At 38.7% G+C, this 13,608-nt stretch carries 13 protein-coding genes; 1 reads left to right on the forward strand and 12 read right to left on the reverse strand.

What is annotated here, in order from left to right:
• Positions 1-8: 8 nt before the first annotated feature.
• Together ACFX40_RS16815 and ACFX40_RS16820 are read right to left on the reverse strand one after the other, a co-directional pair.
• Positions 9-335: a Na-translocating system protein MpsC family protein gene (locus ACFX40_RS16815; RefSeq protein WP_028408878.1), complete on the reverse strand. Its 327-nt coding sequence runs from the start codon at positions 333-335 to the stop codon at positions 9-11.
• Positions 336-372: 37 nt separating this feature from the next.
• Positions 373-1,809: an NAD(P)-binding domain-containing protein gene (locus ACFX40_RS16820; RefSeq protein ID WP_377255648.1), complete on the reverse strand. Its 1,437-nt coding sequence runs from the start codon at positions 1,807-1,809 to the stop codon at positions 373-375.
• A gap of 392 nt (positions 1,810-2,201) precedes the next feature.
• Here ACFX40_RS16820 and ACFX40_RS16825 point away from each other — a divergent pair, with 392 nt between their 5' ends.
• Positions 2,202-3,104 (forward strand): COX15/CtaA family protein, encoded by a 903-nt coding sequence (locus ACFX40_RS16825; RefSeq protein WP_028408880.1) that lies wholly within the window; start codon positions 2,202-2,204, stop codon positions 3,102-3,104.
• Between the two features lie 61 nt (positions 3,105-3,165).
• On the opposite strand, the gene ACFX40_RS16830 is transcribed toward ACFX40_RS16825, so the two are convergent.
• The 10 genes from ACFX40_RS16830 to ACFX40_RS16875 form a co-directional block, all read right to left on the reverse strand.
• Positions 3,166-4,050 carry an SDR family oxidoreductase gene (locus ACFX40_RS16830; RefSeq protein WP_377255650.1) on the reverse strand — a complete coding sequence of 295 codons (885 nt, stop codon included), beginning with the start codon at positions 4,048-4,050 and terminating at the stop codon, positions 3,166-3,168.
• 351 nt (positions 4,051-4,401) lie between these two features.
• Positions 4,402-4,896, reverse strand: a complete 495-nt coding sequence (locus tag ACFX40_RS16835) for a universal stress protein (RefSeq protein ID WP_377255723.1) — start codon at positions 4,894-4,896, stop codon at positions 4,402-4,404.
• Positions 4,897-5,043: 147 nt separating this feature from the next.
• A complete protein-coding gene (gene cyoD / locus ACFX40_RS16840) occupies positions 5,044-5,340 on the reverse strand; it encodes a cytochrome o ubiquinol oxidase subunit IV (RefSeq protein WP_043981923.1) in 297 nt (98 codons plus the stop codon).
• On the reverse strand, positions 5,341-5,940 hold the full coding sequence (cyoC, locus tag ACFX40_RS16845) for a cytochrome o ubiquinol oxidase subunit III (protein ID WP_377255653.1): 600 nt from the start codon (positions 5,938-5,940) through the stop codon (positions 5,341-5,343).
• A gap of 1 nt (position 5,941) precedes the next feature.
• Positions 5,942-7,909, reverse strand: coding sequence for a cytochrome aa3 quinol oxidase subunit I (gene qoxB, locus ACFX40_RS16850; RefSeq protein ID WP_377255656.1), 1,968 nt, complete (start codon positions 7,907-7,909; stop codon positions 5,942-5,944).
• A gap of 1 nt (position 7,910) precedes the next feature.
• The gene (locus ACFX40_RS16855; RefSeq protein WP_034276079.1) at positions 7,911-8,849 is read right to left on the reverse strand and encodes a ubiquinol oxidase subunit II; all 939 of its coding nucleotides are present in this window, start codon (positions 8,847-8,849) and stop codon (positions 7,911-7,913) included.
• Positions 8,850-9,255: 406 nt separating this feature from the next.
• Complete coding sequence (locus tag ACFX40_RS16860; protein WP_377255659.1) at positions 9,256-10,344, reverse strand: chitobiase/beta-hexosaminidase C-terminal domain-containing protein; 1,089 nt, start codon at positions 10,342-10,344, stop codon at positions 9,256-9,258.
• Between the two features lie 28 nt (positions 10,345-10,372).
• Entirely contained in the window at positions 10,373-10,684 is a 312-nt protein-coding gene (locus ACFX40_RS16865; protein ID WP_028408888.1) for an AtuA-related protein, read from the reverse strand.
• Positions 10,665-11,999 carry an acyclic terpene utilization AtuA family protein gene (locus ACFX40_RS16870; RefSeq protein ID WP_028408889.1) on the reverse strand — a complete coding sequence of 445 codons (1,335 nt, stop codon included), beginning with the start codon at positions 11,997-11,999 and terminating at the stop codon, positions 10,665-10,667. Before ACFX40_RS16870 ends, ACFX40_RS16865 begins: the two co-directional genes overlap by 20 nt.
• Positions 12,000-12,009: 10 nt before the next feature.
• Positions 12,010-13,305 (reverse strand): CitMHS family transporter, encoded by a 1,296-nt coding sequence (locus tag ACFX40_RS16875; RefSeq protein ID WP_028408890.1) that lies wholly within the window; start codon positions 13,303-13,305, stop codon positions 12,010-12,012.
• Positions 13,306-13,608 lie beyond the last annotated feature (303 nt).

The following is a 13,608-nucleotide window of genomic DNA, read 5'->3' on the forward strand; positions in this document are numbered from 1 at the left end:
TAGAGAAGTTATTTAAAGCAAATAACCGTACAAGAATTCTCTGTAACAGGATCATAGTCTCTAAATAAAGAAGTGACCTGAATATCAAATAAAAGCTCCACTTTTTGCTTTAGCATTTTTTTATATTTAGTCGATAAAGCGGCATCAAGAGACATCACTAATTCTCTATATTCTTCACTAAGTGCTTCTAATGCCGGCATTCTTTTTGATTGAGCTAGTATAAGAATTTTATTATCAATAATATCTATTTTTTGAGTATTCACGCCTACATTAAAAATTTCTTGGCTAATTTGAGTATACAAAGTAGCTATCTTCTTTTTAGAGATCTGCTCCATATGCTTCACCTTTTTCATTGTTAAAAATGTAGTTTTATTATATTGTTTTCACTTGATTATTGTCCTTTGACCAGCTGCCGACAAATTCAGGCTCATCATAGTCAAAGAAATTGGTTAAATTCTCATGGCGGTTATCAATAAAAAGCTGATTGGCGACTTCTGAGACGAGCTTTGGTATCGCATATTTTAGCCCTGAAAGAGCGGATGCAGAAATTCCACAGCTAATTAAAGCGGAATAATTAAAAGCAAAAAGGCCATATACCATTTTTTGACCTTCCCTATTACGACTTAAAAAAGCAAAGCCGTTACTAAGGTAAGGATGGGCATCCAATACTGGGTTGGCGATTTCATGCGGTGCTTTGTAATGATCGTTCCAGCGGGCGATGTGTTTTTCAACAAGTTGCAATTCTGGACGCAGAGCCGGATCTGTTAGAAGTCCGGTGCTAATAATTAAATAGTCAAACGTAAACGTTCCCTGAGGAGTGGTTACAACTGCTTTGTCGTGTTTTTCCTCGACGTCGAGCCATGGGGCATGCACGTGCAAATGAAAACCTGGCCATGAGGAAGCGCGTCCAAATGTATCATTCGTAGGCGGCTGATTGTATTCGAAAAAATGAGCCATCACTTCATATTTTTCACCATCTGACAGAGCATGGAAACGTTCAATCATTCCTGAAGCTTCCATTTGTCTGATTGGATTAATACGGGGAAGTTCTTTTCGTCGAACAAATACATGAGCTTCAGCAACCCCTTCGGAAAGCGCATAGTTGGCGTTATCAAACGCGGATGCTCCTCCTCCTAAAACAGCTACTTTTTTGTTCTTCAACGTAGTAAAATCAATGGTTTGTGAAGTGTGAGAATAAAGATGAGGCGGCAATTTTTCAGAAATCATAGGTGGAACATGCCATTCTCCTCCTCCTTGAATTCCTGTAGCTAGTATAACTTTACGTGCCATCAGTGTAGGACACACGGCTCCATTCCCTTCAATATGCAAGCGATGGATACCTGTTTCTGCAGGCTCAATTAACGTTAATTTTATTTCATTTGCCACAGGAAGGTTAAGGATATTCCGGTACCAGCGCAAATAATTCATCCAGTCTCCTCTTGGGATTTTGTCAAGAGCTTCCCAGCCTTCTGAGCCGAATTGTGCTTCCCACCACGCTTGAAACGTAAGTGAAGGCATGCCTAAATCGACAGACGTTAAGTTTTTGGGCGTTCTTAGCGTAATCATTCGCGCGTACGTTTCCCACGGACCTTCTAAGCCCAAACGATTTTCATCAATAACAAGAATATTCGACACGCGTTCTCGCAGCAAACCAAAGGCCGTTCCTAAACCGCTTTGACCTCCTCCAATAATGATTACATCGTATACGTGTCCGCTCTTAGGGGTAATTGGCTGTGCTTCTGTTGGTTTCCTGAAGGAAAGGTAAGACAGGTCGGTTTCTACTCTTTTATTTAAAGCTTCTAAGCTCATCGTTATCTCTCCTTTCAACAAAGTTTCTTTCCAATAAAAAAGTTTATTTTATATCTTACATAAAATGATAGGTTTTATAACATCATTTGATTTATATCTATATTATCACTTTTGGAATATGATTGTATCTCCATTCTCTCTAAAGTTTTTTTGGCAAATTGTATAAAATCACTAATATAATTTTTTTATATCTTATGTAGGGAACCATATTTACATCGTTTAAAAGGAAAAAACCATTACAAAGTTTAAGGAAGAAAGCTTTTCTGACATCAATTTTAAGGGAAACATGTGCGAGTTTGTGACAGTTATTTGTTAATTACGCTCTACTACTTGACTATCGTATTCATCAAATCTATAGTCATAATTAGTAACTCAACAAAGGGAGTCAACGTATGAGAAATTTATTTAAAATAACAGCTATATTTACAACGATTGTTATGTTTATTTTAATGATTGCCGGCAGTCTGGTCACAACCACAGGATCTGGATTAGGGTGCGGAAACGAGTGGCCATTGTGTAACGGGCAGTTAATACCCGAATACGCAGTAGCAACAATGATTGAATATACGCATCGTTTGATTACCGCATTTGCAGGTCTTCTTGTTTTAGCATTTTCTATTTGGGCTTGGATTCGTTATCGCAGAAACCGTGAAGTGAAAATTTTAGCGATTATGAGTATTGCATTTATCGTTATCGAGTCATTGCTCGGGGCTTCTGCCGTTATCTGGCCTCAGTCAGCTGAGGCGCTAGCCCTGCATTTCGGTCTTTCGCTTATTGCGTTTACCGGTGTATTTTTACTTTCAATATTTGTTATTCAAAAGGACCGTTCGGATCATTTTATTAAAGGAGCCGTTACAGGCAAATTTAAATGGCTCGCATGGTTTACGCTTATATTTACCTATTGCGATATTTATTTAGGTGCATATGTGCGTCACAAAGGTGCAAGCTTAGCATGTACAAGCTTTCCTGCTTGTTATGGCAATACGCTTATTCCAAAGCTATCAGGAACAACAGGCATTCACTTTGCTCACCGATTTGCTGCTCTTGTGCTGTTTGTTCTTATCATTTGGATTATGGTATCTGCTATCAAACAGTATAAAGAAACCCGCCGTGATATTTACTATGCGTCCATCATTGCAGTTGCTTTAACCGTTGCTCAAATATTCAGCGGTATCTTTGTTGTCGTGTCTCGTTTAAATGTCTTTGCTACACTGTCTCACTCGGCGTTTATTACAGCGTTATTCGCTACGCTTAGCTACATTTGTGTACAGACGTTAAAAGGTAAAAGACGATAAAACAGAAATAACTCTACAAAAAAGCCACTTGCAGTTTGTAACTGCAAGTGGCTTTTTTAAGTTAAGCTAGTTCTATTCCGCCTGTAATCCCGTAAACTTGAGCCGTCACGTAGCTTGCATCCGTTGAAGCTAAAAATACGTATACATTTGCTAATTCTACCGGCTGACCAGCACGCTGCAAAGGCGTATCTTGTCCAAAGCCTGGAATAGCGTCGCTTGGCTGCCCTCCAGAAATTTGCAGCGGCGTCCAGATAGGTCCTGGAGCAACGGAGTTGACGCGAATACCTTTTGGAGCTAATTGCTTGGCTAGTCCGCGAGTGAATCCGTTAATGGCAAACTTTGTAGCTGCATAGTCTAATAAATTAGGACTTGGGCTATAGCCTTGTACAGAACTTGTTGTAATAATAGAAGCACCTGCCGGTAAATAAGGCAGCGCTGCTTTTACGGTCCAATATAAAGAGAATACATTTACTTCAAAGGTTTTGCGCAGTTGGTCCGTTTCTAAATCAGCAATATCTTCTACTGCCTGCTGTTTGCCAGCTACGAGCGCTAGAACATCTAGACCATCTAATTCTTTATAAGCTTTTTCTACTAGCTCTTTGCAAAGAGATTCTTCGCCTACATCACCAGGTATGAGAACGGCTTTTCTTCCTTCTGCTTCAATAAGCTTTTGTACTTCTTCTGCATCTGCTTGCTCTTGTGGCAAGTAATTAAGCGCAACGTCTGCACCTTCTCTTGCGTAAGCGATCGCTGCTGCCCGGCCAATACCTGAATCTCCGCCCGTCACAAGAGCTTTTCTGCCTTTTAATTTACCAGCACCTATGTAACTGTTTTCCCCGCAGTCCGGGATGACGTTCATTTCTTTTTGGACACCAGGTGGTTCTTGATACTGTTTTGGATAGTCTTCATGAAAATATTGAGTTAATGGATTATTTAGCTTTGACATATTCGTCACTCCTTTATAAATGAACCTTTAACCAGCTAAGGAAAAGTTTTCTATGTACTTGTTCTTCCCGTCTTCTTCTTTAATAAACATGTTTGATGTGCTCCATTAGCGCCTCGCTTTTCTTTCATTGCCTTTCTCCTTCAATCAACAGCTAGAAACAGCTGCATACATGAAATCTACGTTCACCATCACAATAAAAAAATCCGAACGAGTCGAATTCTTTATTAAGAATCTCGATTCCTCGTTCGGATCTTCTTTCAACTAAAATACATTTATCCCCCCTCTTTAAGTAAATGGTGAGAGCTTTGTATTTTGCTATGCACAATAAGCTTTATTTCTCGTCTGTGCCCGCTACTCTGTTAGTTCCACTTGTAAAGGCTTTGTTTCTTCTTCAGCCTCTTTAGGAGTGCGAACGATTAACACATCACATTTGGCATAGCGTAAAATATGCTGAGATACACTTCCGATTACGATGCGCTCTACGGCGTTTAACCCGGTTGCCCCGCATACAATTAAATCAACGTGCTTGTCTGGTGCGATTTTTTTAGATATTTTTGTTTTAGGAGAGCCGTGTTCAATTAGTGTCTCAACTCTTGTTACTCCCGCTTTGATGGCTAGGTTACGATAATTGCTCAAAAGTTCTTCAGCAAATTTCTCTGCATCTTGAAAGCGTGTATCTGTATAGAATGCATAAGGTGATGGACTTAACGCCTGTATGTCGATAACGTGACAAACTATTAAATGAGCGTTATTTTTTTTCGCACTGTTAACTGCTTTTTTGAATGCCCACTCTGCTTCTACAGAACCGTCTACTGCTACGAGGATGTTACGATAAGCCATATTCATCATAATCTCTCCTTTGTCTTTCGTTTATAAAGAACTTTCCTTGCTACACTTTTATTTTACTTCTTGCGCAAACGAAAGTATGTGATTTTTATCACAATATATAGAAATTAATAAAAATAGAGCCGTGTGGAGTGCACGGCTCCATTTTTATTGAACTTGAGAGTTAAAAGTCATTATCCAAATCGATCCTGCTACAATCGTAATAACAAAGACGATTCCAAGTATTAAAGCCATCACATTATAACGAGGCTTCTCTCCGTCTTTAATATGCATGAAGAAAAATAGTTGAATGAAAAATTGAAGCACGGCCATTCCTAGAATGCTAGCTAGTAATATATTTTTAGAAAATACATGGTTTAATACCAGCATCAGAGGAATAACGGTTAAAATAATCGAGAAAATAAATCCTATTGTATAAGCTTTTAACGATCCATGGTTCTCCATCTACATCACCCCCATTAAATACACAACCGTGTAAAGGAAGATCCAGACAGCATCAAGAAAATGCCAGTATAAGCTGATAATCGTCACTTTTCGCTTTGTTACAGAGGTAATTCCATATCGTTTTAATTGGATTGTAATTGAAATCATCCAAATGATGCCGACAGAAACGTGCAGCCCGTGCGTACTAACTAGCGTATAGAAAGCTGTAAAAAATGCGCTGGTGGAAATGGTTGCTCCTTCATGAACCATTGTTTGAAATTCATGAATTTCAAGGCCCACAAAGCGCATACCTAAAAGCAGAGTTACGATTAGCCAGCCAATTAAAGGTTTTATTTTTCCCTTGTGCATGCTCAGCACAGCTAATCCGCTCGTAAAGCTGCTCGTTAATAAGATAAACGTTTCAGAAACAAATCCTGGAACTTCAAAAAATTCCTTTCCTGTAAGGCCTCCCGCAGTATGATTAACAAGAACGGCATACGTAGCAAATAATGCTCCAAATAGGATGCAGTCCGTTACGAGGAAAAGCCAAAAACCCATAACTTTGATTCCTTCATCATGTTCATCATGATGTTCTTCGTGGTGCGCTGTCGCATAAGCCATGTCAGCCAACCCTCCCTACTGAATCTTCTGTATGCCGAACTTCATCCACCGGAATATAATAGTCCGAGTTGTATTGAAAAGAACGAGCTAGTAAACAAGCTCCGACTCCTGTCAAACCGAATATCGCCATCCACACCCAGTGGAACGTTAAGCCAAAACCAGCAATGAACCAGAAAACCGACATGATAAATGGAATACCTGAATTCTTAGGCATATGAATCGGAGAGAAAGCAGCTGTTTCCTTCGCTTTTTTCTTTTTTCTTTCTTCTTTTGTTGTCCACCACGCATCTTGCCCCGCTACTGTTGGAATCACTGCAAAATTGTAGTGCGGCGGCGGTGAAGGGATGGACCATTCTAATGTACGTCCATTCCAAGGATCCCCTGTTACATCTCGTTCTCCGTACTTAATGCCATGAAGAATCTGCCATGCTTGAAAGATAAACCCTATGCCCATAAAGAAAGCTCCGACTGTAGAGATAACGTTCAGCGGTCCCCATCCCATGTCAAAGTCATACGTATAAATACGGCGCGTCATTCCCATAAACCCTAATGCGTATTGAGGCATGAAGCATACATAAAAACCAATATTCCACGTCCAAAACGCCCATTTACCAAGACGGTCATTTAATTTAAAGCCAAACATTTTTGGCCACCAATAGTACAAACCTGCAAAAAAGCCGAATACAACGCCTCCGATTAACACTTGGTGAAAGTGTGCAACTAAAAAGTAGCTATTATGATACTGATAGTCCGCAGGAGCTGCTGAAAGCATAACACCCGTTGCTCCTCCCACAACAAAGCACGGGATAAAAGCAATTGTCCATAGCATTGGCTGCGTCATTTGAATACGGCCGCGGAACATCGTAAATAACCAGTTGAACACTTTAACACCCGTTGGAATTCCGATAGCCATCGTCGTAATAGCAAAAAACACATTCACATTAGCACCTGCACCCATCGTAAAGAAATGATGTACCCATGTGAAATACGATAGAACGCTAATAATCATCATTGAAAAAACCATAGACTTATAGCCAAATATCTTCTTTTGAGAAAACGTTGCAACGATTTCAGAAAAAATGCCGAATGCAGGAAGTACAACGATATACACTTCAGGATGTCCCCACATCCAAATTAAGTTAATGTACATCATCGGATTTCCTCCGCCGGTCATAGTAAATAAGTGTCCGTCAAAGAAGCGGTCAATAAACAATAAAGCAAGCGTTACGGTTAATACAGGAAACGCGAAAATGATAATAATACAGCTTGCTAGAACGGACCACGTGAATAGGGGCATATGCATAAGTTTCATGCCCGGTGCACGCATTTTTAAAATAGTCATAATAAAATTAATTCCAGAAGCCAAGCTGCCAATACCTGATATTTGAATACCCCAAATATAAAAATCTTGACCTGGTCCAGGACTGAACTGCATGCCAGAAAGCGGCGGATAACTCAACCATCCTGCATCTGGCGAGCCGCCGATTACAAACGACAAATTAAAAAGCATGGCGCCAAAGAAAAATAGCCAAAAGCTTACCGCGTTTAAAAAAGGATAGGCGACATCTCTTGCTCCAATTTGAAGCGGCACAACAATGTTAAAGAACGCAAACATAAGCGGCATTGCCATAAATAGAATCATAATAGTTCCGTGCGTAGTAAAAATTTCGTTGTAATGATTAGAATCTAGAAAATGCCACTGAGGGAATGCTAGTTGAATACGCATTAATAGTGCATCTACTCCGCCTCGAAACAGCATTAATAATGAAGAAAGCATATACATAATTCCAATTTTTTTATGATCGACCGTTGTAAGCCACTCACGCCATAGCCACTTCCACTTTTTAAGATACGTAAGAACAAAAATAATACCGGCTAGTGTTAACAAAATGGCAACATCTGCTCCATAAATCATCGGTTCTCCTGTCACAAAAAAATGAGATGAAAAATCTTTTAATTTGTCTAACAACTTAGTTTCCTCCTTCCTGGTGCTCGTGCTGTGCATGTACTTGTTCTTCAGAAGCCACATTCATAGTCTTCATGTCTTCATTTTTCATATGGTGATGCTGACTATAATATTGACCACCGTTTTTAATGACAATTTCTTGAAATAAGCCTTTAGGAATGGTAGAATACGATTTTTCTAGAGAAAGACCTTGTTTGGCAAGACTGTTATAATCAGCTTTTGTTAAAGCTGGTGATGTTTCTTTCACTTGCTTTACCCACTGATTAAATTCTTTTGTCGATGTAGATTTAACTTTAAAATTCATATGAGCGAATCCTTCACCCGTAAAATTCGCACCCGAACCAAAATATTCTCCCTTGTGATCAGCTTGCAGCCAAAGCCCCATTGCCATTCCCGGCATGGTATATAATTGTCCTCCCAGCTCCGGTACCCAAAAAGAATTCATAGGTGCATCTGACGTTAGCACGAATTGAACGGGCACATCTTTTGGAATGTTGACATAGTTCACTGTCGCAATATCTTGATCCGGATATTGAAATAACCATTTCCAGTCAAGAGACGTTACTTCAATCGTTAGCGGCTTTACATCTTTTTGCGGCGGATCTACTAAGTCATACGTTGTTCTGGCCGTAGCGAAACCTAAAATACCAATAATAATAATGGGGATGCCCCACCAAATAAATTCAAGACGCTTGCTATCGTCCCAGTCTGGCCGATACGGAGCCTTGTTTCCAGGCTTATCACGGTAGCGTAAAACGATATACACAAGCAGACCTAAAACAGGAATAACAACAATTGTGCATAAAATTATCGAAAAAATAATTAACTGGTATTCTTTTTGAGCCACCGCCCCCTGCGGGTTTAAAATCAAATAACGACTATCACAGCCTGCTAAAAAAATTGTGATGAATACGGAGAGAATGATTAACTTGCTAATATGCATTGATTTTTGCTTTCTCACCTAAGTTCAGGCTCCCTTCCTCTAAATCTCTGTACATAATAATGGTATATAAACGTTCATATTAGAGAAGCATTTCAACAGATCAAAAGGCTAAAAACCTCCTAACATATTGAAGTTTGTCATGACATATTGCTTACTCCTAAAAAATTATCATGTTGCGTTGTTAAAGGGTGTGATATTTATCACACTTGAAGCGATTTTTATCTAGTTTAAATGGCTTTACCATAATTTCGTCACATATTTGGTTAAATGTGGTGTGTAATAGGAGGGTCAGCATTGCCTTGTGACTAGCCTAATGAAAGCAAAAAACTCTTCCAGTTTTTATTAACTGAAAGAGTTTTTCATAAGTATTAGATGAAGTATTGAGCTTTAACATTTACTGATTTGCTTATTTGACCTGCCGAAACGTCCAATCAATCATTTTCTGATTTTGATACGTGGGAACCCATGAAGCATGATCATACTTTAATTCTTTAGGATATTCCGTATATAGTGGATGCCCCCCAGCTTTCTTTATAACCTCTATTATATTCCTTGAATAGGTAACAGGAATAACAGAATCGTCTTCAGCATGAAATGTCCATATTGGTTTGTGGGTAAGAAGGTGCGCTTTAGCTGGATTGGCTCCTCCCGCTATTGGAACCATAGCAGCAAACAAATTAGGGTGTTCTATATTTAAGTTAAATGTGCCAAACCCTCCCTGAGATAGTCCTGTAGAATAAAGGCGATTACTATCTATATTGTAGGCTTTTCTTACACTTTGTAGAATTTCATAAGCCGTTTTTAAATCCTCTGATGTTTCGAATACTTTTGCTAAGTCGACTTTGTTGTTATCGTCTCTTGTAACGGTAAAGCCTCCGCTTGGTACATTACGAGCTTGAGGAGCTAAAACAAAAGCGGGGTGATTTCGTTGATTTTCTGGTGAAGCCCAAACGATAGCCCCGTCGTTACTAAGAAGCTGTTTTATATTATCATTTCCTCGTTCACCACCTCCATGTAAAAATAGCACCAAAGGATATGATTTTGTAGAATCATAGTCTTTAGGCACATAAAGTCGGTAGGGCATTGCTTTATAAGTGAATGATAAAAATTGAGTAGCTATAGATTCTCTGCTTTCAAATGAATAAGTAAATATAGCTAAATCACTATGATTCTTATTTTTCGCGTTTCCTCTTATGGAAATTGCTTTAAGTACCGTATCATTATTAATAATAATTGGGTTTGTATACTGAGTGCTTTTAGTAGTCGGAGTGCTCCCGTCAAGTGTATAGTAAGTCTTCGCCCCTGGTGTGTTTGTCTTTAATTCAACCTTCTGCTCCAAATAATAAGTACCTGATAAAACTGAAGAGGTTGGTTTTATTACGTTTCTATAATTATTTTCTTCTTTTGCCGCAACAATATTTAAAGGAAGGAAAGCTAGAATAAGAACTCCTACAGTAATAAAACTTAGAACTTTTTGTATTGACGTATTGTTCACTGATAAAGTACCTCCTTTATACTATTATTCAAATGTCTACTTCCATTTCTAGAAGGGCATAACTTAAACTCTTTCCGTGCGTATCCATTCCTAAAGAAGTAGTGACTCCACCAAGTAACGCGCGGTGACATACAAATTGAAATGCTGATATATTAGGAACTTCGTAGCGAACAATGTCTCCTTCTACAATATTTCTTAAGTGTTTTTTCACTTCCAAAGCAGTCACTTTTTCACGTAGCATGAAATAGTCTTTTTCGTCATATGGAATTAGTGATAGCATAAGCGTGTTTCCTTTATCTCCAGCTCGACTGTGAGCAAGTTCATATAATTTCTTTTTCATTTGTTAAGCTCTCCTTTAATGTAAGGTGTGTTTCTATTTTGTTACGTGAAATCAACGTAGAAATAATTCCTACTACCTCATTAACATACTTTCTTGCTCCGCCTCCGCCTGCGGGTCCATTTGTATAAAGAGCTTCTACCTCTTCTCCGACTTTAGCAGCTTCCTTTGAAGTAAGACATTTCCCTGCTACTCTCAGCCTAATTTCATAAGGAGCTGATTCTTGAAAAGAGACTCTATGAACGGAAGAAATACCAATATAATCAATTCTTAAGTCGACTACTTTATTTTTTAAACGCTTATATAAAATTTCACCAGCTAGCTTAGCTCTTTCTAGAGCATGGGATCCGGCGTAGGAAATTTCCCCTTCTCCAATAACACCTGCTTCGTAACCTACGCTGACTTTTAACGTTTCAGGCCTTGGTATACCTGTTCCACCAGACACTTGAATTTGGTTCAGTTTAATTTCCTGTAAATGAACGGAAGTAAAATCTGCAATAACATCCGGTGTTATATATTGATGGGGGTTAGTTACTTCGTAGAGAAGCTGTTCTTTTACAGTAGCTAAGTTAATGACTCCTCCCGTCCCTTCTACTTTAGTAATGATGGCTGTCCCATCTTCTTTAACATCAGCAAATGGAAAACCTAATTCAGCAAGCTTTGGGACTTCTTTTTTTCCGGGATCAGCAAAATAACCACCAGCTACCTGCCCCCCACACTCCAATAAGTGTCCAATTACTGTTCCCTGAGCAATTTTATCTACGTCGTCTAAAGACCATCCAAAGTGGTGTACCATTGGAGCAACAAATAAAGACGGATCTGCTACTCTACCAGTAATAATAACTTGAGCCTCTGTCTCTAGAGCTGGCAATATTGTTTCTACCCCTAGGTAAGCGTTTGCGGATATGATGTTATCAAAATGAGATATCGGTTCATTTGTTTCTAGAGTCAATCCATTTCTATCTATCAACTTTAGTGCATCATCTCCCGTTACGGCTGCTACCTTTATCTCAATGTTTAGTCGGTTAGCTATTTCAACGACTTTTTCAGCAGCACCTATTGGATTGGCTGCTCCCATATTTGTAATAATCCGCACTTTCTTTTTCTTAATAATAGGTAAAAGAATCTCTAGTCTTTCTTCTAACAAGGGATCGTAACCCATTAAAGAATTTTGACTTTTTCTTTTTTGAGCAAGTGCGATTGTTCTTTCAGCTAAACATTCTAATACTAAATAATCTAAATTTCCTTTTTCAGCCAATATAACAGCCGGTTCTAATCGATCTCCTGAAAAACCCGCTCCTGATCCAATTCTTATCATTTTCATCACCTCAAATAGTAATTGCTCCCGTTATTAATGCCACAATTGTCATAACAATGGTCGTTCCAAACGCCCACTTAAAGATAAAACGCTGATGATCGCCTAAATTTACACCCGCTAACCCGACAAGAATAAAAGTTGAGGCGGTTAAAGGACTTAATGGAAACCCAGTTGTCATCTGTCCTAAAATAGCTGCTCTGCCAATTTCAATTGGATCGATACCAAAGTTAGAAGCCGTTTGGCTAATAATAGGTAACACTCCAAAATAGTAAGCATCCGGTGTAAACACTAAGCTAAGAGGCATACTTGTAACCGCTACTAGTACAGGTAAGTAAGAAGCTAGTGATTCAGGGATAATACTAACCATTGCAGAAGCCATTCCATCTATCATCTTTGTTCCTGTCAGAATACCCGTAAAAATGCCTGCAGCAAAAATCATCGTAGAAACAATTAACACGTTGTTTGCGTGGCTTAGTAAGCGTTTTTGCTGCTCTTCGGGATTGGGATAATTCACTAAAAGAGCAATTACAAAAGCCACAATAAATAAAATCGGTAAAGGTAGCCATACTTTAATTAACGCGATAAGTAGCAAAATTGTTAAAGCAAGATTAAACCAAAAAAGCCGTGGTCCTCTTGCTTCTAGAGCAGCTGCATGTTCTGTAAACCCCTGTACATGTGCTTCCAGTTCAATGACTCCTAGCCTCTGCCTCTCCTTTTTCCCAAGCCAAAAAGCAGATGCTAACACCCATACAATCCCAGCAATCATTGCGGGAATAACAGGGTTAAATAATTGAGAAGAATCTGCATTAAATGTAGTCATGGCTCTAGCAGTAGGGCCTCCCCAAGGAGCTAAGTTCATAACCCCTGCTCCTAAAGCAACCACTCCTGATAAAATAAGAGGGTTCATCTTTAATCTCTTATAAAGAGGTAATAGCGCTGTAATTGTAATCATAAAAGTGGATGCACCGTCTCCGTCTAATGACACAAGCATTGTGACGATAGCTGTCCCTACGACTACTTTTAACGGATCTCCTTTAACTAGACGAAGCATTTTAGAAATCATAGGATTAAATAGGCCTGTATCAATCATTAAACCGAAGTACAAAACTGCAAAAACAATCATAATACCTGTAGGCGCTACTTTTATAATGCCTTCTAACATCATGTCTCCCATTTCTAGCCCAAATCCGCCTATCGACGCAAAAACAGTTGGCACGAGAACTAAGGCAATCAATACAGATAAACGATTGGTCATAATTAAAAATAAAAATACGCCAATAATTAAAAACCCTAACAATGCTAACATGTAATCCCCCCTGCCCTAAATTTACAGATTCAAAAATCTTAGATGTAAAAACCTTCGGTACTTTTTGTTCTTGCAGGATTCATGCCAAGAATATATAAAAATGGAAACAAACCTTTATTAAACCCCTTCAACATGTGTTGAAAAAAATTTACGACAAAACAAAAAAGAAAGCGTTAACAATTAAACTGCTTTCTTTTTTTGTTTTTGTAATCTAAATTCTACTATTTTAGAAATAATCACTGCCCAGTAAAAAAATAGGCTTCTTAATACATATTCTTCTGTATTTCTAAAAATCTAGACATC

It is taken from the genome of Priestia sp. YIM B13552 (assembly GCF_042787775.1).
Taxonomy (GTDB): domain Bacteria; phylum Bacillota; class Bacilli; order Bacillales; family Bacillaceae_H; genus Priestia; species Priestia megaterium_E.

Coding starts and splice junctions, on each gene's coding strand:
- ACFX40_RS16815 (WP_028408878.1), bottom strand. CDS start 335: ATGGAGCAGATCTCTAAAAAGAAGATAGCTACTTTGTATACTCAAATT.
- ACFX40_RS16820 (WP_377255648.1), bottom strand. CDS start 1,809: ATGAGCTTAGAAGCTTTAAATAAAAGAGTAGAAACCGACCTGTCTTAC.
- ACFX40_RS16825 (WP_028408880.1), top strand. CDS start 2,202: ATGAGAAATTTATTTAAAATAACAGCTATATTTACAACGATTGTTATG.
- ACFX40_RS16830 (WP_377255650.1), bottom strand. CDS start 4,050: ATGTCAAAGCTAAATAATCCATTAACTCAATATTTTCATGAAGACTAT.
- ACFX40_RS16835 (WP_377255723.1), bottom strand. CDS start 4,896: ATGAATATGGCTTATCGTAACATCCTCGTAGCAGTAGACGGTTCTGTA.
- cyoD (WP_043981923.1), bottom strand. CDS start 5,340: ATGGAGAACCATGGATCGTTAAAAGCTTATACAATAGGATTTATTTTC.
- cyoC (WP_377255653.1), bottom strand. CDS start 5,940: ATGGCTTATGCGACAGCGCACCACGAAGAACATCATGATGAACATGAT.
- ACFX40_RS16855 (WP_034276079.1), bottom strand. CDS start 8,849: ATGCATATTAGCAAGTTAATCATTCTCTCCGTATTCATCACAATTTTT.
- ACFX40_RS16865 (WP_028408888.1), bottom strand. CDS start 10,684: ATGAAAAAGAAATTATATGAACTTGCTCACAGTCGAGCTGGAGATAAA.
- ACFX40_RS16870 (WP_028408889.1), bottom strand. CDS start 11,999: ATGATAAGAATTGGATCAGGAGCGGGTTTTTCAGGAGATCGATTAGAA.
- ACFX40_RS16875 (WP_028408890.1), bottom strand. CDS start 13,305: ATGTTAGCATTGTTAGGGTTTTTAATTATTGGCGTATTTTTATTTTTA.